The organism is Halobacillus litoralis (assembly GCF_020524025.1).
Lineage (GTDB): Bacteria > Bacillota > Bacilli > Bacillales > Halobacillaceae > Halobacillus > Halobacillus litoralis_D.
The window spans coordinates 734,186-756,309 of the sequence record NZ_JAIVKN010000002.1; the positions used below are offsets into that span (position 1 = coordinate 734,186).

The 22,124-nt window shown below is 41.6% G+C and carries 22 protein-coding genes; 15 read left to right on the forward strand and 7 right to left on the reverse strand.

The genetic code is table 11. The features are described from left to right. The first annotated feature begins 52 nt into the window (after window positions 1-52). The 5 genes from LC036_RS10105 to LC036_RS10125 all read left to right on the forward strand — a co-directional run bounded on the left by LC036_RS10105 (window position 53) and on the right by LC036_RS10125 (window position 5,953). Entirely contained in the window at window positions 53-1,288 is a 1,236-nt protein-coding gene (locus LC036_RS10105; RefSeq protein WP_226581722.1) for an MFS transporter, read from the forward strand. A gap of 351 nt (window positions 1,289-1,639) precedes the next feature. Next, on the forward strand, window positions 1,640-2,827 hold the full coding sequence (locus tag LC036_RS10110) for an MFS transporter (RefSeq protein ID WP_226581723.1): 1,188 nt from the start codon (window positions 1,640-1,642) through the stop codon (window positions 2,825-2,827). A 58-nt stretch (window positions 2,828-2,885) separates the two neighbouring features. Beyond that, on the forward strand, window positions 2,886-3,434 hold the full coding sequence (locus LC036_RS10115) for a cysteine hydrolase family protein (protein WP_226581725.1): 549 nt from the start codon (window positions 2,886-2,888) through the stop codon (window positions 3,432-3,434). 130 nt (window positions 3,435-3,564) lie between these two features. Beyond that, window positions 3,565-4,926, forward strand: a complete 1,362-nt coding sequence (locus LC036_RS10120; protein WP_226581727.1) for an MFS transporter — start codon at window positions 3,565-3,567, stop codon at window positions 4,924-4,926. A gap of 85 nt (window positions 4,927-5,011) precedes the next feature. Continuing rightward, window positions 5,012-5,953, forward strand: a complete 942-nt coding sequence (locus LC036_RS10125) for a rhodanese-related sulfurtransferase (RefSeq protein ID WP_226581729.1) — start codon at window positions 5,012-5,014, stop codon at window positions 5,951-5,953. 52 nt (window positions 5,954-6,005) lie between these two features. Here LC036_RS10125 and thiD read toward each other — a convergent pair whose 3' ends face one another. Further along, entirely contained in the window at window positions 6,006-6,806 is an 801-nt protein-coding gene (gene thiD, locus LC036_RS10130; protein WP_226581732.1) for a bifunctional hydroxymethylpyrimidine kinase/phosphomethylpyrimidine kinase, read from the reverse strand. 113 nt (window positions 6,807-6,919) lie between these two features. Between thiD and LC036_RS10135 the strand changes: the two genes are divergently transcribed. The 4 genes from LC036_RS10135 to LC036_RS10150 all read left to right on the forward strand — a co-directional run bounded on the left by LC036_RS10135 (window position 6,920) and on the right by LC036_RS10150 (window position 10,325). Beyond that, window positions 6,920-7,237, forward strand: coding sequence for an MGMT family protein (locus LC036_RS10135; protein WP_226581734.1), 318 nt, complete (start codon window positions 6,920-6,922; stop codon window positions 7,235-7,237). A gap of 40 nt (window positions 7,238-7,277) precedes the next feature. Beyond that, window positions 7,278-8,216: a PD-(D/E)XK nuclease family protein gene (locus LC036_RS10140; protein ID WP_226581736.1), complete on the forward strand. Its 939-nt coding sequence runs from the start codon at window positions 7,278-7,280 to the stop codon at window positions 8,214-8,216. 80 nt (window positions 8,217-8,296) lie between these two features. Next, a complete protein-coding gene (locus tag LC036_RS10145) occupies window positions 8,297-8,929 on the forward strand; it encodes an SDR family oxidoreductase (protein ID WP_226581738.1) in 633 nt (210 codons plus the stop codon). A 133-nt stretch (window positions 8,930-9,062) separates the two neighbouring features. Next, complete coding sequence (locus LC036_RS10150; protein ID WP_226581741.1) at window positions 9,063-10,325, forward strand: helix-turn-helix domain-containing protein; 1,263 nt, start codon at window positions 9,063-9,065, stop codon at window positions 10,323-10,325. Window positions 10,326-10,358: 33 nt separating this feature from the next. Here LC036_RS10150 and LC036_RS10155 read toward each other — a convergent pair whose 3' ends face one another. Further along, complete coding sequence (locus LC036_RS10155) at window positions 10,359-11,234, reverse strand: 5'-3' exonuclease (protein WP_226581742.1); 876 nt, start codon at window positions 11,232-11,234, stop codon at window positions 10,359-10,361. A 194-nt stretch (window positions 11,235-11,428) separates the two neighbouring features. On the opposite strand from LC036_RS10155, the gene LC036_RS10160 reads away from it, so the two are divergent. After that, a complete protein-coding gene (locus tag LC036_RS10160) occupies window positions 11,429-12,949 on the forward strand; it encodes an aldehyde dehydrogenase family protein (RefSeq protein WP_226581744.1) in 1,521 nt (506 codons plus the stop codon). Window positions 12,950-13,002: 53 nt separating this feature from the next. Further along, a complete protein-coding gene (locus tag LC036_RS10165) occupies window positions 13,003-13,371 on the forward strand; it encodes a DUF779 domain-containing protein (RefSeq protein WP_226581747.1) in 369 nt (122 codons plus the stop codon). Between the two features lie 35 nt (window positions 13,372-13,406). Here the strand turns inward: LC036_RS10165 and LC036_RS10170 are convergent, their stop codons facing one another. Next, window positions 13,407-14,186, reverse strand: coding sequence for a hypothetical protein (locus LC036_RS10170; protein ID WP_226581749.1), 780 nt, complete (start codon window positions 14,184-14,186; stop codon window positions 13,407-13,409). 128 nt (window positions 14,187-14,314) lie between these two features. Here LC036_RS10170 and LC036_RS10175 point away from each other — a divergent pair, with 128 nt between their 5' ends. Then, window positions 14,315-15,322 carry an NADP-dependent oxidoreductase gene (locus LC036_RS10175; protein ID WP_226581750.1) on the forward strand — a complete coding sequence of 336 codons (1,008 nt, stop codon included), beginning with the start codon at window positions 14,315-14,317 and terminating at the stop codon, window positions 15,320-15,322. 118 nt (window positions 15,323-15,440) lie between these two features. Here LC036_RS10175 and LC036_RS10180 read toward each other — a convergent pair whose 3' ends face one another. From LC036_RS10180 to LC036_RS10195, 4 genes are all read right to left on the reverse strand, one after another. Continuing rightward, window positions 15,441-16,259 (reverse strand): STAS domain-containing protein, encoded by an 819-nt coding sequence (locus tag LC036_RS10180; protein ID WP_226581752.1) that lies wholly within the window; start codon window positions 16,257-16,259, stop codon window positions 15,441-15,443. Between the two features lie 161 nt (window positions 16,260-16,420). Continuing rightward, window positions 16,421-16,789 carry a thiol-disulfide oxidoreductase DCC family protein gene (locus LC036_RS10185; RefSeq protein ID WP_226581754.1) on the reverse strand — a complete coding sequence of 123 codons (369 nt, stop codon included), beginning with the start codon at window positions 16,787-16,789 and terminating at the stop codon, window positions 16,421-16,423. Window positions 16,790-16,809: 20 nt separating this feature from the next. Then, window positions 16,810-18,552, reverse strand: a complete 1,743-nt coding sequence (pabB, locus tag LC036_RS10190; RefSeq protein WP_226581756.1) for an aminodeoxychorismate synthase component I — start codon at window positions 18,550-18,552, stop codon at window positions 16,810-16,812. Further along, window positions 18,549-19,154, reverse strand: a complete 606-nt coding sequence (locus LC036_RS10195; RefSeq protein WP_226581758.1) for an anthranilate synthase component II — start codon at window positions 19,152-19,154, stop codon at window positions 18,549-18,551. The genes pabB and LC036_RS10195 overlap by 4 nt, the downstream gene beginning before the upstream one ends. A 182-nt stretch (window positions 19,155-19,336) precedes the next feature. Between LC036_RS10195 and LC036_RS10200 the strand changes: the two genes are divergently transcribed. From LC036_RS10200 to LC036_RS10210, 3 genes are all read left to right on the forward strand, one after another. Further along, the gene (locus LC036_RS10200) at window positions 19,337-20,692 is read left to right on the forward strand and encodes a sensor histidine kinase (protein ID WP_226581760.1); all 1,356 of its coding nucleotides are present in this window, start codon (window positions 19,337-19,339) and stop codon (window positions 20,690-20,692) included. After that, window positions 20,670-21,290 carry a response regulator gene (locus LC036_RS10205; RefSeq protein WP_226581762.1) on the forward strand — a complete coding sequence of 207 codons (621 nt, stop codon included), beginning with the start codon at window positions 20,670-20,672 and terminating at the stop codon, window positions 21,288-21,290. Before LC036_RS10200 ends, LC036_RS10205 begins: the two co-directional genes overlap by 23 nt. Before the next feature lie 63 nt (window positions 21,291-21,353). Further along, complete coding sequence (locus LC036_RS10210) at window positions 21,354-22,076, forward strand: Bax inhibitor-1/YccA family membrane protein (protein ID WP_226582511.1); 723 nt, start codon at window positions 21,354-21,356, stop codon at window positions 22,074-22,076. Window positions 22,077-22,124 lie beyond the last annotated feature (48 nt).

The following is a 22,124-nucleotide window of genomic DNA, read 5'->3' on the forward strand; positions in this document are numbered from 1 at the left end:
AAATGAAAAACGAACCTGATGTTGTAATCACGTACGTTTTTAGAGGTGATCAATGGTGAATAACAAAACTGGTCAGCCAGGCGTCAGGGAAAACCTGGCTCAATTTACTTTATTAATTATCATTAATCTATTTGTTGGTTCTATGGTGGGCTTGGAAAGGACGATTTTACCCATAATCGGAGAAGAACGTTTTGGATTAGTCTCTTTAAGTGCTGCCCTCTCCTTTATCATCAGCTTTGGTTTTTCAAAAGCAGTGGTGAACTTCTTTGCAGGAGATTTAGCTGATCGAATGGGGAGAAAGAAAGTCCTTCTTATAGGATGGGGGATTGGATTACTTGTCCCAATTTTAGTGATTGTCGCTCATGCTTGGTGGGTGATAATTGTAGCCAACATTCTTCTTGGTATGAACCAAGCGCTTACTTGGTCAATGACCGTGAATATGAAAATAGACCTGGCAAAATCAAGCCAGCGGGGTTTGGCAGTTGGTTTTAATGAATTTGCCGGATATACGGGGGTAGCAATTATGGCAGCTGTCTCAGGCTATATTGCCTCTACTTACTCATTAAGTCCAGAACCCTTTTATATCGGTATTCTCCTTGTGATTATTGGATTTATACTATCGCTCATTACACAGGATACGAGTAAGCACCTTAAAGTACAGGCTGAACAACAAACAGAGGAATTGGGGTCTATTTCTACCTGGGAAGTCTTCAAGCGTACCACATGGAAAAACCCTGATTTATCAAGTAACAGTTTAGCTGGATTGACGACTAACTTAAAAGACGGGATGGCTTGGGGACTTTTTCCAATCTTTTTCGCTTCAGGGGGCCTGAGTGTTGGGCAGATCGGCACAGTTGTTGCTGTGTACCCGGCAGCATGGGGGTTATTTCAACTATTCACAGGGGTCTGGAGTGACAAGGTAGGACGAAAAAAACTGATCGTATCAGGGATGTTTGTCCAAGCTTTATCCTTATGGTTGATGTTATTGGTTGATACCTTTCTATTATGGATAATATGTGCTGCAATTCTAGGGATAGGAACAGCGATGGTTTATCCAACGATTATCGCTTCTATTAGCGATGTAGCTCATCCAGAATGGCGGGCGACATCCATGGGTGTTTATCGATTCTGGCGGGACAGTGGATATGCATTTGGTGCATTAATCGCAGGAATAATTGCAGACCTAGTGAATGTCGATTGGGCTGTCGGGCTTGTGGCTGCCCTCCCGTTTATTTCCGGCCTCATAGCATGGAAAAAATTGAAGGAAACGCTTCATGCACGTGCTTAATGAAACTTCTCAATACTTTTTGGCCAAATAGTTTATATTTTCAGCTTATTCCGCTTATCTAAATGGAAAGCCCCCTTTAACTTCTTAATAAATTGGACAGAGGTTATCAAAGGACCACATTATATAAAAGATAAAGAAGCACGCTTATTATTAAAGCGTGCTTCTTTATTTTTACTCTGCTGTTCTATTAAAGTACTTACAATCTACCTGCCCTTCATTCAGTTACTTGTTGGAATCCGATAACTTCAACGACGGAGAATGAATGTGATATATTTAGAGTATCGAAATAAATAGGAAGAAGGGATATTTATCCTTACGAAAGAAAAACAAGCAAAGAAAAATTTATGGATTATGTGGTTTGCCAACTTCTTTATTGCCGGCAGTATTACAATGGTCCTTCCTTTTCTATCCTTATATATAGAAGAGCTCGGAAACTACACAGACGCCTATGTACAAACCTGGTCCGGCTTGGTGTTCGGGGTCACTTTTGTCTCCGCCTTTATATGTTCTCCCATTTGGGGGAAGATCGGTGACAAATACGGACGTAAAAATATACTAATCTTGTCGGCCTCCGGTTTAGCTTTGTCCGTATTCCTTATGGGTTTTGTCACATCGGTATGGCAGCTCTTCTTCCTGCGGTTATTTATGGGTGTATTTACAGGTTTTATTCCAATGTCGCAGGCACTCATTTCTACGCAGACACCTAAGAATATAGCCGGACAAGTATTAGGAACATTACAAACAGGAAGCATTACCGGAAGTTTATTAGGCCCTATGCTGGGAGGATTCATTGCAGATACGATAGGATACGCTTCAACTTTTCAATACGTTTCCATTACTGTCGCTTTATCCGCCGTTATTGTTTACTTTGGTATTCATGAACAGAGAGTACAGAAAGAAAATGATCAGGAAAAGACAAGTTACCGATCAAGAGAAGTGATTGCTCATATTCTGAATCACCCTGTTCTTTTAATGGTTATGATGATTTCCTTACTTGTACAAATCGCTCATTTCAGCATCCAGCCAATTCTATCCTTATTTGTCGGGGACTTGCATGGCCCGGAAAACCTGGCTTTATTTTCAGGGATTGCTTTTTCCGCTGCCGGACTCGGAAATTTAATGATGGCAAGACGCTGGGGCAGAGTTGCAGATCAAGTTGGATATATAAAAATACTGGTCATCCTTCTTTTTATGGCGGGGATTGTTTACCTGCCGGCTGCTTTTGTGACAAACATCTGGCAGCTTGTAGTTCTGCGTTTTCTCTTAGGCGTTTCAATCGGAGGCATCATCCCAGTTCGGACAGCTTATATCAGGCAGGAAGCACCTGTTGCTATGCAGGGTGAAGTATTGGGGTATAACACAAGCCTCCGCTTCTTAGGAAACATTATCGGTCCTTCTATGGGCGGGGTGATTGCCGGTTCTTACGGGTTCTCTGCCGTATTCTTTGTAACAAGTGCCCTGTTACTGACCTCTGGAGGGCTTATGTTTTTCATGCTTAATAAAAGTCAATCAGCAGTGAAACACGCAGCCAGCCATTAAATGGAAGAACCCCTCCCCTTATGCTAATATAAAGTTAAAACAAAACGGGGGAGATCAAGTGAAGCGAGCGTTAATCGTTATTGATTATACCAATGATTTTGTAGCAGATTCCGGATCCTTAACTTGTGGCAGACCAGCGCAGGACCTAGAGGAGTATATTACAAATTTAAGCAGAGAGTTTCTTACACAGGAGGAGCTTGTTGTTTTAGGAGTGGATGTCCATGACACAGATGATCCCTTCCATCCTGAAACAGAGCTGTTCCCTCCCCACAATATCCGCGGCACAGAAGGACGGCGGCTATACGGGGAACTACAGGACTTTTACGAAAAGAATCAAGCTCATCCCCACCTTCTTTACATGGATAAAACTCGTTACAGTGCATTTGCGGGTACGGATCTCGATATCAAATTGCGGGAAAGAGGGATTACAGATCTTCACCTCGCAGGCGTATGCACGGATATATGTGTCCTCCATAGTGCTGTTGATGCCTACAACCTTGGCTACTCCATCCATATTCATCGTAACGGAGTTGCAAGCTTTAACGATTCCGGTCACACCTGGGCCCTCTCTCATTTCGAACAGGCCCTTGGAGCAGAAATTATATAACGAGAAAGGCTTCCGTTCCAGTCAGATGGACGGGAGCTTTTTTCGTTCGCTTTATTTTTATAAAGGGAGAAGATGTGATATAGTATTTCGGGTGTCTAAAAAATGAAATTTAAAAGGAAGGCGTGATGAAATGACATCAGCACCTCGCCCTTCAAATGAATACTTTCGAACAGTTTTCATACTGAGTGCTTCCGTCCTTATCGTTGTTATGAATACAACCATGTTTAATATCGCACTGCCAAATATATTGAGAGATTTCTCGCTCCAACCTTCAGAAGGAGCATGGATTGTTTCTGGTTATTCTATTGTTTTAGCCATTTTCACCATTACATTCACGCGGTTATCTGACTACCTTCCCATTCGGAAACTCTTGACCATAGGCATCCTCATTTTCAGTCTATCCTCTATTTTAGGATTCTTCGCAGATTCTTACCTCTGGCTGCTCATTTCAAGACTTTGTCAGGCAGCAGGTGCCGCTGCTATACCAGGGCTGTCTATGGTTTTTGCCGGCCGTTATATCCCTATGGTACGACGCGGGAGTGCCTATGCTTTAATCGCTTCTGCCACATCCTTAGGATTCGGGTTAGGACCGGTGGTCGGTGGAATGATTACGGATTACCTTAATTGGAACTACTTATTTATTGTCACCATTATGGTCATCTTCTTTATTCCAGTCCTGTACAAATTTATGCCTTCAGAAAAAGCGACACGGGGACGCTTTGATGTCATAGGTGCTTTACTATCCGGGAGCAGTGCAACTCTTTTCCTCCTGTATTTCTCTACCTTTACGACCTATTTTTTACTAGGAGGATTTCTGTCAGCCATCCTTCTCTGGTGGCGGATCAATAAATCAAAGGCTCCTTTTATCCAGCCTGAACTTGTATTAAACAACCAGTATAGAAAGATTATTCTAATGAGTTATCTTGGGTTCACCCTGCATTTTGCGGTTCTTTTTTTGATGCCTATTATGCTTGAACAAGTGTACGGTCGCGGAGCTGCCGCAATAGGATTGATTATATTTCCCGGAGCGATGCTTTCTGCTGTTGCAGCCATCTATGTAGGCCGCTTGATTGATGCGTACGGGAATATTAAAGTTTTGTTATTGTCACAGGCCTTACTTATGACCTCGGCCCTTGTGTTTTTCTTTTTCGCAGGAAAAAGCCCTTATATGATTATGTTTGCTTATATGTTCACAAGCTTTGGCTTCTCGAGCCTGTCTTCAAGCTCAACAAACGAAGTATCAAGAATCTTACCTAATGAACAAATTGGAGCAGGTATAGGCTTGAAACAACAGATTCAATTTATTGGGAGTGCTTCAGGGTCCGTCCTCGCAGGTATATTATTAGAATTGAAGACCCAACCTTATACTGCAGGAGACTTCACCCTTCCATTCGGTACATTAATTCTATTAATGACCGTATCGACATTGTCCCTTTTCCTATATACTCGAAAGATTCAGCAAGTGGAAGTTGTTCAAGAAAATGACATTTGAATTTCTTCTTTAAATCGAATATGATGGAGTATGGAAAAATTTTAATTAAAATGAACTATTGATATAAATATAGGAGGAATCACTTATGAGCTCAAAAGATTACCGAGTTCTACTGTATTATAAGTATGCTGACCTTCCTGACTATGAAGAATATTGCCAAAATCATCTGAATTTCTGTAAAGACCTTGGTTTGAAAGGACGTATTATCGTTTCTCATGAAGGGATTAATGGAACAGTTTCAGGTACAGTTGAGCAAGTCGAGGAATATATGAACTACGTACGCTCTGATGAACGCTTCGCTGACATTCACTTTAAAATGGATGAGCATGAAGGACACGCTTTTAAGAAAATGCATTGCCGCGTTAAGCCGGAACTCGTCAACTGGAGCATTGAAGATGACGATATTGATCCGAAGACATTTGGTGGTAAACACTTGAAGCCAAAAGAGTTCAACGAAATGTTGAAGGATGAAGATACAATCGTAATCGACGGCCGGAATGAGTATGAATACCGTATCGGTCATTTCAGAAATGCTATTCAACCAGACGTGAATCATTCCCGTGAATTTCCTGAATGGGTAGCAGAAAATGCAGATCAATGGAAAGATAAGAAAGTACTGACTTACTGCACCGGCGGCATTCGTTGTGAAAAGCTCACAGGAATTTTGAAGAAGAATGGTGTAGAAGATGTGTATCAGCTTGAAGGTGGGATTACCACATACGGCAAAGATCCTGAAGTCAAAGGTGAACTTTTCGACGGAAAGATGTATGTGTTTGATGAACGTATCTCCGTACCCATTAATAAAGTTGAAGAGACAGTGATTGCCAAGTGTGAACATTGCGGCAAAGCAGAAGATCGTATGATTAACTGCAGTAACCCTGTATGTAATCGTCAATATGTCTGTTGTAAAGAATGTGAAGAAGAACAGCACGCTGCATGTACAACTGAATGTAAAGAACATCCTGAAAATCGTTGGGATGCTGTACGAAAGAAACAGATTGATAAGTACGATCGCATGCACGGGTAAATTAAAATCTCTCCCGGACTTTTAGTCCGGGAGAGATTTTTTATATGTTCTCTTAATTTTTCACTCGGTGGGCTGCATGGTAAGTGGATCCGATTCCTCTTTCAAATGACAACGCATAGCGGATGGCACTTGTAACAAAAGACTTTGCCCGGCGTACCGCATCCTCAACCGGAGTCCCTTTTGCAAGTTCTGACGTAATCGCTGCTGAAAACGTACAGCCTGCTCCGCTTGTATGGATTGTATTAATACGTTCTGATTCCAGCTCAACAATTCCACTTCCGTCATAGAGGATATCAACGGCTGCATGATTTTCAAGTGCGCCACCTTTAATAAGAACATACTCCGGACCAAGGTGGTACAAGTCTCTCGCCATTGTTTTCATATCCTCCGGGGTTTCAGGCACAGGGCTGTTTAACATGCGTGCTGCTTCATGGAGATTTGGAGTAGCAATGGTCGCTAAGGGCAATAACTCTTTTGTCAGTGAATCAATAGCTTCATCCTGCAGCAGCTGTGAACCCATCTTACCAATCATGACAGGGTCAACTACTATATTTGAGACACCTGACTCTTCGATCATCTCAGACGTACGTGTAATAATTTCTTTTGTAAACAGCATCCCTGTCTTTAAAGCATCTACCCCCACATGCTCCAGGGCAGCATACACCTGCGCTTCAATGGATGGTATGGGCTGCGTGAATATTCCCTTCTCCGTCCTCTGATTGTTCGCAACTATAGCTGTAATGGCACTCATTCCATATACATTAAATTCTTGAAATGTTTTTAAATCAGCTTGAATCCCTGCACTTCCTTGAGCAGCAGAGCCTGCTATGGTTAGTACTTTTGGTATGCTCACTAATCTCGTACCCCTCTCTCATGATCTATCTTGAATTGTATCAGAAAATGGAAGGGTGAATCTATTTACCCTCTCACATAAACCTGTAAAATAAACAGAAAGGAGACTTGAAGATGAAACCTTTTACAGAGCAGACTTTATCGATTATTCAAAGAATCCCGTCCGGACATATTATGACTTATGGTCAAATTGCTAAGTGTGCAGGTAACCCCCGCGCTGCAAGACAGGTAGCACGCATCCTGCACAGCATGAGTGAAAAACACCAGCTGCCCTGGCACCGGGTAGTGAATGCTAAAGGGAACATTTCCTTTCAAGATGCCAATCGTAGAAAAGAGCAGAGAACCCTTCTGGAACAGGAAGGTATTGCTGTAATCAATGGCAGGATCTCATTAGAAGAGTACCAATTCTGTTGTGAAATTCCTTTTGAATGAGAACAAACATATTCCATTAAAGAAGGATGTCGATATAGTTATGTATGAAATAAAACCATTTCCAGACCTTTCATGGTCATTATCCCGACACAAAACGATGCTTACTTGTTTAAGAAAATATGCGTACGACTATTATGTGTCTCACAATGGCTGGTTAAGTCAAGCTGACACATTATCCAGACAGGCGTACCGGTTAAAAAAGATGACAAACCTGGAAATGCATTTTGGGAGCATTGTTCACGACCTTATTTATCAGGCCATTCAACGATGCTTGAAGAATCAATCCATCCCCAGTCAGGAAGATTTTATCGATGAAGTCAGGCACCACTTGAATCGTGGCTTTATTGAATCAACGAAGAAAGAACACCTATGGCAGAATCGACCGAAGCACTATACGATGCTTCATGAGATTTATTACAGCCAGACAGACACACTGCCGGAGTCAAAGGTTAGAAAAATTACGGACAGACTCCAGAGGACGGTGAAAAATTTCTATTCCAGTCAAACCTTTACGGATGTAATAGATAAAGAAAATATGCGCTTTATCGAATCAGAAACCTTTCGCTTTATGAAAACGGAGGGCATTAAACTATTCGTCGTTATGGACCTGGTTTACAAAGATTTAAAACGGAATAAATGGATCATTGTAGACTGGAAGACAGGTAAATCTTCTGAAGAAGACCGTAATCAGCTTGCTCTTTACGCACTCTATCTCCAACAGAAGCACAATATTGAATCTCTTGATGACATAGTGATACGAAATGAATACCTGGTAAGCGGCGAACACATTGAGCATCAGCTCACAGAGCAGGACTTAATTAATGTCCAGCACCTTTATCAAATGAGTATAGAGCAGATGAAACTTTATTTAGAGGACCCGGCACAAAACAAACCTCTTCCAATTGAGCAGTTCCCTATGCAGGATGATCCAAGAACGTGTGCCCGCTGCAACTATCAGGAACTTTGCTTTCCATCATAAAACCGATCCTTATGTTTGAGACCTCTCATTAAAGGCTAAATGAATAGTGGAAAACAATTCATAAGGAGTCGTGATTACACATGAAAGTACTTGTAGCAGGAGCAAATGGACATACTGGTCGTTTAGTTATTCAATATCTAAAAGCAGATGGACACGAGCCCTATGGCTTAATACGTAAAGAAGATCAGAAAGCAACGATAGAAAAGCTCGGCGGAACCCCTGTTTTAGCTGATCTTACCAAAGATGTAGGCTATGCGGTTAAGGGTATGGATGCCGTTATTTTCGCTGCAGGTTCCGGAGGCAGCACCGGCCCTGAACAAACGGAAGCTGTCGATCGTGACGGTGCTATTAACCTGGCGAAAGCGACAGAGAATCTTGGCATTAAAAAGTTTGTTATGCTGAGCAGCATCGCAGCAGGTGAGCCGGACCGTGGTCCAGAAGAGTTAAAACATTACCTGAAAATGAAAGGCGAAGCAGATGAATTTCTGAAATCTACCGAACTTGATTATACAATTGTGCGTCCAGGTGCACTCACTCATGATGAGGGTACAAGTAAAATTGAAGTCGGTGATACCGTAGAAGAAGGTTCTGTTGCTCGTGCAGATGTTGCCAAAACATTGATTGCATCTCTGGAAGAACCGAATGCTTACCATAAGACATTCGAAATGATTGCCGGTGATACACAAATTGAAGAGGCCTTAAAATCACTCTAAAAGCAAAGCCCAGCCTTATAAGGCTGGGCTCTATTTATTATCATATCCACTCCCTGCAGGAAATAATAGACATTGAATGGATAGGTATTTTGATATAATGTATGTAATTGGTGCTTTAAAGGAGTAGTGAGATATGAAAGGATCGTTAATTAAACAACATCGCAAATTTAAGAATATGACACTCGAAGAACTTGCATCAGGAATTTGCTCTGTATCCTACTTGAGTAAAATTGAACACGACACCATGAACGCCAGTGAAGAAATTTATCGTCTCCTTGGGGAACGATTAAATATTAAATTAACAGATATCAACCAGGACTTTGATGAACAAATTTACGAAGACCTTCTCAATTGGCATGAAGCTTCTCAAATGAGAGACTTCTCTTTAATGAATGAACTACAAAATAAATGTGAGGAAGCCTTGAACGATAATAAAAACACGGAGCTGACTAACCTTTATAAAATCATTGAAGCACGCCATGATATGACCAAAAACAGAAAACCCGTCCCCTCAAGAATGCTTAAAGAACTTCAAGATACTTATGAAGATGCTTCCAATGAATTTAAATTTTTCTTTAATAAAACCATAGGTGTTCACCACTTATTTCTCTCCAATTTAAGAGAGTCCTTACAGCATTTCAACTTAGCAAAGGAATTAATGGATAAACTTCCCTTTCATGAAGGAGAGATCTTTTTTCACTTAGCCTTAGCCTATTCGAAAACCAGGTCTTTTGTAGAGTCTACCCACTATGCCTTCGTTGCTTTAGAAATGTACACTAAATCACTGCATTACTCTCGGATGGTAGATAATTACATTATTATAGCAATCAATTACAATTCTCTTGGGGCGCACCATATTGCGGAAGAATACCTCTTAAAGGTATTAAAAGTAGCTAAACACGAACTCCCATCCAGTGACAAACGTCGTATCTATCACAACTTAGGCATTAACTACACGAATCAGGAAAAGTATAAAAAAGCTTATAGCTACCTTCTAAAAGCCTATGAAATTGATACAAAAGAATCCATGTTTAAGTCCAGTACCATCTACCTTCTTGCTCTCAATCGTTATCACAGCGGGGATATAGATTTATGTTGGGAATACATTCAAGAAGGAAAAGAAGAATCCCAAAAACATAATTTCTTAAAGTATCAACATAAATTTTTCATCCTAAGCCATATGGTCATGGAAAAAACTTCCGATGTAGACTTCATTAAAAAGCTGGAAGAAGAAATCATTCCGGACTTCCGAAAACTCAACGAATATAAAGATTACAAAGAGTTCGTGGAAATGCTCGCTGATTTATACTATGACAAGAGAATGTATAAGAAAGCAGCCATGTACTACAAAGAAGCTAATGATTATCGAGAAACCCAGAAAAAAGATTTGTTGTAAAAAAGGAAGGAAGCTTGTGGCTTCCTTCCTTTTTTACATCTTCAATATGTTCTTTTCCCAGTTTTTAAATTCCAGCTCATTAAACTTTTCTTCCATTTTTCTTTCATCCACGTAAAATAAAGCTTCTTCAAGAGAGCAATCGACGTCTGCTTCACAATGAATGGCAGCCAGTCTTCGTGATAAGTGCAGCATGTCTAAGTTTTCTTCAATCTTAGATCTTTGTCCCTTAGTTAACTCACTTAAGTTGTCCAATATCCCTTCAATTGTTCCATATTTGAGAAGAAGTTTAAGAGCCGTCTTCTCTCCGATCCCTTTTACTCCCGGGTAATTATCACTACTGTCCCCCATTAAAGCTTTTAAGTCAATCAGCTGTTGAGGAGTAATGCCCTTCTCTTCTGTAAAGGAATAATCCTGGTACTCTGCGTAGTTCCCGTATCCTTTTTTGAGCAGCACTACATGAACATTTGGCTGTAACAACTGCAATAAGTCCTGATCACCTGTCAGAAGAAAAACTTGGGAATGTTCACTGTAAATTCTGCTCAGTGTTCCCATACAATCATCCGCCTCATACCCTGCTTGTCCTACATTAGGGATATTTAGTGATGCCACTACTTCTTTGGCCAAGTCAAATTGGGGAACCAGTTCCTCAGGCGGCTGACCGCGATTGGCTTTATAATCTGGAAATAAATCATTGCGGAACGTTTTGCTGCCCATATCCCAACAGCAGATCACGTGGGTAGGCTGGTACGTGTCAATGGCCGCGAATAGGTGTTTCATCATACCGTAAACCCCATTAGTTGGAGTCCCCTTGCTATTAATCATATAATAATTGCTCATCGCTGTAGCATAAAAGGCACGAAAAAGAAGCGCCATGCCATCCACAAGCAATACTCTATTTGTCGTTGTCATCTTCATACTCCTTTACTTTTGAATACCCCTATTATAACAATGTTTTGATCTTGTTCGAACCTCAATTTCTTCTAAACTTTTCTGTAAATTGACAATATTCCGTTTAAATGGTACCTTCAAATCGAGCGTGTTTCATTAATTGAGCTTTATTATGTAAGCGTTTGCAGTATTTATATTGAATAGGAGGATGTAAAATGGTCTACTCATTTCCAAACACACAAGGATCTAAGGTACAGTTTAAAGACCGCTATGACAACTTTATTGGTGGCGAATGGACAAAGCCTGTAAAGGGGCAGTACTTTGACAATGTCACTCCTGTAACGGGACAGGTTTTCTGTCAGGTTGCTCGTTCTACAGAAGAAGACATTGAGCTTGCCTTGGATGCTGCACATAAAGCAAAAGATACATGGGGCAAAACATCCGTTACAGAACGTTCGATCATTTTAAATCGAATTGCAGATCGTATAGAAGAAAACTTAGAAGAACTGGCTATTGCGGAAACGTGGGAAAATGGGAAAGCTGTACGTGAAACATTAAATGCTGACATTCCCCTGGCTGTTGATCACTTCCGTTACTTTGCTTCTGTTATTCGATCTGAAGAAGGCACCATAGGAGAGATTGATAACGATACGGTCGCTTATCACTTCCAAGAACCCCTTGGCGTCGTAGGACAAATCATCCCTTGGAACTTCCCTCTTTTGATGGCTACCTGGAAAATGGCTCCTGCTCTTGCAGCTGGAAATACCATTGTTTTAAAGCCGGCAGAGCAGACACCGTCATCTATCCTATACTTACTTGAGATCATTGAAGACTTGCTTCCTGCAGGAGTACTTAACGTGGTGAATGGCTTCGGTTTAGAAGCTGGGAAATCGTTAGCACAGAGTCCTCGAATCAATAAAGTGGCCTTTACAGGTGAAACGACCACAGGCCGCATGATTATGCAATATGCCTCTCAAAATATTATCCCAGTCACACTTGAGCTTGGTGGTAAATCACCGAACATCTTCTTTGAAGACGTTATGCGTGAAGATGATGATTTTCTGGACAAAACAATCGAAGGCATGGTTATGTTCGCTCTGAATCAGGGAGAAGTTTGTACATGTCCTTCCCGCGCATTGATTCAAGAATCCATTTATGACGAATTTATGGAGCGGGCGATTAAACGCGTAAAAGAAATCAAAGTAGGCAATCCACTTGATCCTGAAGTCATGATGGGGGCCCAGGCATCCTCCGAACAACTTGAAAAGATTCTTTCCTATCTTGAAATTGGAAAAGACGAAGGAGCGGAATGTTTAGTAGGAGGAGCCCGCAACCAAATGGAAGGAGATTTCAAAGACGGGTATTATGTCCAGCCGACTGTATTTAAAGGGAACAATGATATGAGAATTTTCCAAGAAGAAATCTTCGGTCCTGTCTTATCTGTGACAACATTTAAAGACAAGGAAGAAGCTATGAAAATCGCCAATGATACACTATACGGACTTGGGGCCGGAATATGGACAAGGGATATGAACACAGCCTATCGATTTGGCCGTGGTATAGAAGCAGGACGTGTCTGGACAAATTGTTACCATGCCTACCCTGCTCATGCGGCATTTGGCGGATATAAGATGTCCGGGGTCGGCCGGGAAAACCATAAGATGATGCTCAGCCATTATCAGCAGACCAAAAATATGCTTGTCAGCTACAGCCCGCAAAAATTAGGGTTCTTTTAATCTGAACCCACCTTCTGTACACCATATTCGATCCAGAAAGGAGCGGAAAGAAAATGGTTGAACGGGTAAAGGCAACAAAAGCAGCACTTGATTTAATTGATCGATTAAAAGATAAACACGGTCCCCTCCTCTTCCATCAATCTGGCGGGTGCTGTGATGGCAGCTCTCCAATGTGTTATGAAGAAGGTGACCTTATCATTGGAAGTCAGGATGTTTTGCTGGGTAAGATTGGAGAAACCCCTTTTTATATGAATCAAAGACAGTACGACTATTGGAAACATACTCAGTTAATCATCGATGTTGTGGATGGACGCGGAGGAATGTTTTCTCTTGAAGGCGTCGAAGGAAAGAGGTTTCTGACTCGCTCACGTGCCTTTACTTCGGAAGAATACGAAGAATTAAAAGCATCAGAAACGCTGTAGTATAGAGAGCCCGTCGAAGAATCACGGGCTCTCCTTTATTGTTTTTGTATTCGCTTATAAACATGTACTCTTTTGGTTTTTTTACATCCTGTCTTTTCGAAGACCTTGAGCATAGGTTTATTGCGCACACTGGTGGCACCTATACTATAGGCAGCCCCAAACGTTTCCTTTAATATTTTTAATCCTTTCCGGTACAATGGAGCACTCTTTTTCTTTCCACGGGCTTCTTTAAGCAGTCCAAAATAAAAAAAACGCCCCTCTTCATTCGTACCCGGCTCAATATGCGGCATAACCACACCTACAGGTTCACCCTTCTCATATGCTATGTTACATGTATCTATGTAGGAGGAGCCTAATTCTTTTTTCACACTCTTCATCTGTTCATTCATATTCAATGATTGCGGAGCATTTAAAGATCCTTCCATGGTTTGTCTCCAAATTTCTTTAAAGGTATCTTCTTTCACTTCCGCCAGCGATTTTAATGAAAAATTTCCTTCTTCCTCTATTTCATTCTGCAAGTCATTTACCACAAACTGCACTTCATCATGAATCATAAATCCATTTCCCCTTAAATACTCTCCCGCTTCTTCCGAGAGTCGCCTGTCAGCGAGAATCGTCAGATATTTGGCGGCTGTTATTTCAGAATCATTCAGCAGGGCCTGGACAAGTTCAATAAATTCCTTTACTTTCAATTCTTCTGTATCTTCAACAGTAATAGAATTCCCGCCTTTCACAAATTTAACGGATGCATACAATGGATGTTCCATCTTATCGTCCTTTCTTTTTTGATTGAACAAATTTGGGGAATACTCCATAAGGGAGAAGAACCATTTATTATCACGGTTCTTTCCGTTTTATTGTATCGTATCGGGCTCCATCAAGACCTTTCGCTTTCCATAATATGCTGTATCAGGTTACGATAAAAGAAAGGAGTGTTGTAAAAATGAACCATGAAATTCAATTAGTAGAAAGACCAACCGCTGCTCCCTCTCATGAGCATATAAAAATTGTCGAAACGGAAAAACCAGAGCCGGCACAAGGAGAAGTACTTGTGAAGCTCCTATACGTTTCTGTAGATCCCTATATGCGTGGAAGAATGAGTAATGCCAAATCCTACATCGCACCGTTTCAATTAAATGAACCAATGGAAGGCGGCGTTGTTGGTGAGGTCGTTCAATCAAAAGCGGATTCCTTAAGTGAAGGTGACATTATTACAGGTATGCTCCCATGGCAGGAGTTTACAACCGCTAAAGCAGATACCCTGAGAAAGATTGACCCGGAATTAGGACCGATCACGACTTCTCTTGGTATTCTGGGAATGCCGGGCTTAACTGCCTACTTCGGTTTAATGGACATCGGCCAGCCTAAAGAAGGAGAAACACTAGTCGTTTCAGGTGCTGCAGGCGCTGTCGGATCAACAGTGGTACAAATCGGAAAAATTGCAGGCTGCCATGTTGTCGGTATCGCAGGCTCCGATGAAAAGACCGCGTATTTAAAAAATGAACTTGGTGTAGACGAAGCCATCAACTATAAAACAGAAGATGTACCCTCTCGATTAGAGGCTGCCTGCCCTAACGGTGTGGATGTCTACTTTGATAATGTCGGAGGAGAAATTTCGGATGCGGTTTACCCACTTCTCAATAAATTTGCCCGCATAGCTCAGTGTGGAGCCATTTCCTCTTATAATGTTCCAAATGCACAAGGTCCAAGGATGCAATCTTATTTAATTAAATCAAGTGCTCTGATCAAAGGCTTTACAGTCGGCGATTATCAGGAACGCTTTAACGAAGGTTTCAATCATTTATCTAAATGGTTAAAAGAAGGAAGACTCACGTACGAAGAAACCATCACTGAAGGATTCGAGAACATTCCTGACGCTTTCTTCGGTTTATTCGAAGGTACAAATCTCGGGAAACAATTAGTAAAAGTATCCGCGCCTTCTAACAGCTAAATAAAAACGGGTCGGGATGAAGTTCATCCGGGCCCGTTTCTTTTTCTATATTTCCTATTCACTATTAAAAATGTTCAACTTAAAGAGCCACTCCTAAAATGATGAAATGAATTATTTCTTAAGATTCTATGTGGATATAGACGCCTATCTCTTTTAACGCCTGGTGTAAACCGGACTTGGTATGAATCCGCTTAAAATCTACTCCAAGATCAACAACCGCTTTAGCTGTTTCAGGTCTTAAACCAGTTAGAGTCACATGTACTCCGACAAGCTCCAATGCATGAACAACTTGATAAATATATGTTGCGATATATGTATCTATAAGAGGAACACCAGATACATCAATAAAAAGATAATCCAAATCTAATTCTGTACTTTGACTAAGAGAGGTCTCCATAATTAATTGGGCACGCGGGGTATCAATTTCTCCAACCAAAGGCAGTACAGCTACTCCCTCTGTAATCGGGACAACTGGAACTGAAAGCTCAGCCAAACGTGTGTCTCTACGCTCGGATTCAATACGAATGCTCTCAGAATATGTTTTACAAAATCGATTGGAGATATCATCTAATAAAAGGTTAATTGTTTTGCATACCTCAATAATTGTCCGCGAAGAGAATGCATCCTCCTCCAGTTCTTCTGCAAAAACCTCCCAAAGCGAACGTCTTACATAGTGTATGGTACGAAGAGATTGGTCAAGTTCAGCATCCTTCGTCACTTTATTTTCCGCTTCCCTGTCTGCCCACTTTTTCACTTTTTCAGCTGCTGATTCATCGCCTGATAAACTTTCCCCTATAAATGAGAATAACGCGGCCCAGTCAGCAGTGAACAGTGCCTCTTTTCCATACTCTTCTTTTTTTAATTTCTTTACTGACTTAGATAGATGCTCTTTATTTTTTATCACTTTATCAGCTATGTAGCCCATTTCTCTATTCATCTATACGATCTCCCCGTAACTATTATTTTTATATAATAAATGTAACATATCATAGATAAAAAATAATACTTTCACTATTACCTGATGAACTCTTTAATTTCATGGAGATACCAGGCTTACAAAGTAGACAATAAAAGCCCTCCCTAAGGGAGAGCTTTTTTTCAAGCATATCTTGGAAGGTCATATCGCCCAAACCATTGATGCCGGTGGGCTGAAAACCAGCGATATAGGGGGGAACCAATGAAATCAACCCCGGGTAATGACAGTATGATCCCGAAAACAGAAAATAACGGGAGGGCCAGAAGCAGTTTACGGATTGTCGCGAATCCTTCCTTAACCTCTCCCTGCTTGGTGAGCATATGGATTTCATCTAATGTGTTACGCCCTTCTAAGTACGGGTACTTCCCACCGCGTGTCGCTTCTTGGACAGAAACCCATTTGATTTGATCCAACCAATCAAATCTTCTAAATACTTTCTTTACATAAAAACAAAATGGACACTGAGCATCATAAAATACAATATGCTTCATCTCCCCACCCCTCCCATGATCTAAATTCCACATTCTTTCATACTGACCCTGACCCAACCACGGACAGCATTAATCATCCATATTTCTTCACATTGATTCAATTCATCCTTATGAATCACCTTTTCCTGAACTACTCCATCCTCGAGCAGCTTCTGCCTGTATGTACCCGCAAGCAAACCAGACGTAACAGGAGGTGTATAGTAATGATTGTTCTGTTTAACAACAACATTAGCAATGGTAAACTCAGTCAATTCCCCATTGGAATTCCACAATAGTGTGGAGGTGAATCCCGGGGACTGATGTCTTTCATACACTTCCCTGTGCGTCGTTTTATGAAACAAGAATGGATTCCCCTCATCCACTGGAGAAGCGGCCAACATACATTCAACATTTTGAGCAGGATGCTGTATGGGCTCCACTTCAATCGTCACTTCACCCGTAGATGCGATAAGAAGCCGGGTTTTATACAGACCGATTGAATAGGTTCCCGTTACTTGATGCAGCTGCTGTTCCAGCTCCTGCCGGGTTATCGGATATTGAAAGTATTGAGCTGATTTCAGCACCCTGTCTATATGATAAGACCATAGCGGAAATTCGCCTTCTTCCAATCTCATGGTTTCAAGAAGTTGAAAGGATGGACGATTTTCCGTCAGCACACTCGCTTTTGCATGCAGTTCCTCGAATTCTCCCTTAGGTGTAGAATCCCAGGTCACCCCTCCACCGGTTCCATATACGGCCTGCTTACTATTCTGATCAACCATCACCGTACGGATAGGAACATTAAATACAGCCTCTTTATCAGGCGTGAAAAACCCTATAGCACCACAATAAACCTCTCTTGGAGAATCTTCCAACCTGCTGATATAATCCATTGTCCTCACTTTAGGAGCCCCGGTAATGGACCCGCATGGGAATAAGGCGTGAAACAATTCATAGGTCGTGTAATGGTCAGGAAGGCTCGCTTCAATTGTCGAAGTCATCTGATGAACAGTCTGGTAAGTTTCTACTTCAAACAATTTTGGTACCCTTACGGTGCCGGGAACAGCAATTCTACCCAGATCGTTCCGAAGCAGGTCCACGATCATAAGATTTTCTGAACGCTCCTTATCAGAGGTACGAAGAAGTTCCTTTTGATGTTGATCTTCCTCATAAAAACGCCCTCGCTTTGCCGTTCCTTTCATTGGCTTTGTTCTTATTGCTTTTCCGTCAACCCTGAAGAACAACTCTGGAGAAGCAGATAAAAGACGGCGTACGCCCATATTTAGATAAGCTCCGTAGGAAGGCTGCTGGTTTCGAATCAACCGTCGGTAAAAAGAATAATCGTCTCCTGAAAAGAGAGCTTCAAGCCGGGTTGTATAATTCACCTGATACGTATCCCCGCGCTCAATCCCCTGCTTTACTTTCTCAATCCCCTCCTGGTAAACTTCAAAATCCCCTGTCATTTCCCATTTAGAGACGGAAAAATCTCCTTCATTAAAGTCTCTTATCTTCTTTGAGCAATCGGAAAAAATTCCAAACCACACAAGAGGCCACTGAGGGTCTGAGTGGACAGAAAAAGCATCATCAAAAGCAGGTGCCGCTTCATAAGAAACATACCCCGCTGCATAATATCCCTCCTCAAGAGCCTGCTCTACACGATCAAAAATACGTTTAATTTCATGTAGATCATAAGTCGTTAAGATTTCAACTGGACTTTCAAATACCCTCACATCAGGATTTCCTTTTTCATCTGTAAACTCATAAAGGAGGAAAGGCGCATTCATACCAGAACCCCCTCTTTCTGCTTCGAACGGAACTGCAGGGCTTGTTCATATTGATTCCATAACATTTCAAATCCATACTGGGTCAGAATGGACTCCGGGTGAAACTGTATGCCTTCGATCGGAAGTGAGCAGTGACGCACACCCATAATGACACCATCACCTGATGATGCACTCACTTCCAGAACCTCCGGTAAGTTCTGGCGGACAGCTTCCAGAGAATGATACCGGGTAACGTTTACCTGATTAGGTAAACCATGAAAGAGTGTACGGCCGTCATGAGTCATCTTTGAGACTTTCCCATGCATGGGACGTGCCCCTTTTTCAACTAACCCACCAAACGTTTCTACGATAAGCTGATGACCAAGGCAGATTCCAAGAATAGGGATGTCTTTCCCAAGGGATTGGAGCACTGCTTTACTTACACCCGATTCCTCCGGTCTGCCTGGACCGGGAGATAAAACAATTAAATCAGGATCGATGGCCTGAATTTCTTGAACTGACCACTCATCGTTTCTCTTCACGATGACCTCTGAGTCCATCTGCTGAAAGTATTGAACCAAATTATAGGTAAATGAATCATAATTATCGATGATTGTAATCATAGATGAGGCACCTTTCATCAAAATATATATACTTATTATACTATCCTGATCATTGAATACCATAGGGGGAGTCTCTGGAAATATACCACCCTGTGAACGCTGTAAAGGAAAAAAGGATCGAAAATAAACCTCGGATATATTAGAATGTAGAAAAAGATAGACAACTTCGAGGAGGGACAGCTGTGCCGGATCCTATTTTAAAATCAAAAAGCATATGGATTAAAACGGCTTTTATCCTCATAGGAATGACGATGCCTTTATGGTTGAGCGTGGAGCAGTCAGGATTAGCTGCCATTATTCATGATCTGGAAGAAAATCCTTCCGGCAGCACACTGATGATGGCTGCTTTTGGACTTGTTATGTTAAACACCGTCCGGGCTCTCCCCCATTACATAGGTGCTTTACTGCTCGGGGATGAACTTGGCCGGAAACTGCAGCGACCATGGTTGAAAATTGTTTTCCCACTTGGAATCATTCCCCTTGTATATGCAGTCATCAATGGGTATAATTCGATCAACTATCATTTTGGCGGACCCGCTGTATTTCTATTACTCTCTATTGCAGTTCTCCACTTCTTAGGAAAAGGACAGCTGAGGCCCGTATTTAAATCGTTTATCCTGGCTCAGTTATTATTCGGCTTTCAATGGCTCGATACGGTTCTATTTCTTGAGGCATTCGGTTTTGGCGGGGGATCGATATCTATGCAGGTGAAAGCCGCTGCCTTAGAGTTGGAATTTGGGAGTACATTAAGTTTTTATAGTCTTGTATTTTTTGCTGTATTTATTGTGAATGCTACATTTCTGGCTGTTTATTTAACAGTTTCAGAACAAAAGGCACGAATGAGACAGGACCTGGACATCGCCAGGCTGGATATGGTGGAGTCAAGATCCGGCAGGGAGGCGCTGCACCTGGTTCATGATTTAAAAACGCCTCTTTCCCTAATGGAAGGATTAAACTCACTTATTCAAATGAAGACTCAGGATAAGGAAATCCTTCAATATACAAATAAGATTTCTTCTTCTATTCAAGCAACGAGTGATATGGTCTCAGAGATTCTCTATCATGAGAAAAAGAACTGGTGTACCTTAAAGACATTGATTGAATATGTACGAGCGAATAAACTATCAGACTCTGAAACGATTTATTCTTTTCAATTAGAAGCGGACGAAGAAATAGAGATTTATATTAATAAGATCAGAATGACACGTGCAATCGTAAACTTAATTGATAATGCGAGCGACGCTGTTGAAGGTAATAAAGATGCCAAAGTAACCATCGCCACAAAAATTGATCAGGAAAGTATATGCATTGGAATCCAGGACAACGGTCATGGCATCAGCCAGGCCGATATCAACAAAATCTGGGCGGCCGGCTACAGTACAAAATCCCACCCGGGTGTCGGCTTGACATTCGTTAAGAATGTCGTTCGTGAACATGGAGCTGAACTGTCCATTGAAAGTGAGCAGGGCTTGGGAACAACTTTCTGGATACATTTACCGAAGGAGAGAGTAAGAAATGAAAATATTGATCATGGATAACGACGAATCCCTGCGCTATATGCTTACGGAGTTTTGCAAGCATGCTCAGTGGGATTCTGAAACGGCTTCAAACGGCCGCGAAGGTGTGGAAATGTTCTTAAAAGGAGATTATGATGTTATCCTTGTGGATTACCACATGCCGGAAATGGACGGCCTGCAGACAGTAAGAGAAATTCGAAAACATAACACAGTGGTGCCTATCCTCGTCCTTACAGTGGATGAAAGACAAGAAGTTGCTGACCGTTTCCTGGAAGAAGGAGCAACTGATTTCGCCCTTAAACCTGTGAAAGCTCCAGATTTAATCTCCCGCATTAAGCTGCATGCACAGATTGCGAATATGAAGAATGTTCAGGAAGAAGAGGAAGACGTCTTCACAGCAAAAGGAATTAGTAAAGGAACACTAAATTCAATCGCTAAGTACTTACAAGACCACCGTGAAGCTTATCCAGTGGATGTCATTTCAAAGGAAATCGGTCTCGCCTATCCAACCGTCTACCGTTATCTCATGCATTTGCTGGAAGAAGGAAAAGTCAAACAAGTCGTCAGCCACCAAAAAATCGGCCGGCCGAAGAAATTGTACAAATGGTACGCCCATTAGAGTTTAGTTACACATGTTTAATGGACGGGTAGTGTACAATAAATGTAAAGGAGGTTGATGATGATGAGAACCGGAAACCCTGTTCTTAAGAACGATACGTTCCAGCGCTCACGGGACGAAGGATCGTCCATGACTCTCAACGGAACCGTAGCCAAAATTTCACTTTTATTCTTATTCCTTATAGGAACAGCAGGATATACGTGGTACCAATATGCTCAAGGCGTAGATGTAACGATCATGATGCTGGCAGGCGCCATAGGCGGGCTCATTTTTGCACTTATTACTGTCTTCATTCCTAAAGCTGCACCCATTACCGCCCCTATTTATGCAGCATTAGAAGGTTTTTTTATAGGCGGGATCTCGGCTTTTGCAGAGAGTTCCTACAGCGGGATTGTAATCCAGGCCGTTAGTTTAACACTAGCTGTCATGGGTGCGCTGCTTCTCCTCTATGCAACAAGAGTAATTAAAGTGACCAGAAATTTCAGGCTTATGATCGTTTCGGCCACCCTAGGTATCTTTCTTGTTTACATGGTCAACATTGTACTGAATCTATTCGGCATGCAGGTTCCTTATCTTCACTCGAGCGGCCCTGTCGGGATCGGCATCAGCCTTTTTATTGTTGCAATTGCAGCTTTAAATCTTGTTCTGGATTTTGACTTTATTGAACAGGGAGTGAACCGGGGTGCTCCGAAGCATATGGAGTGGTACGGTGCTTTCGGCTTAATCGTAACTCTTGTCTGGCTTTACATTGAAATCCTGCGTCTATTGCAAAAACTTCGAAGGTAAAAAAACTGTCCCCAACTTAATGGGGACAGTTTTTTTATAAATTTAATA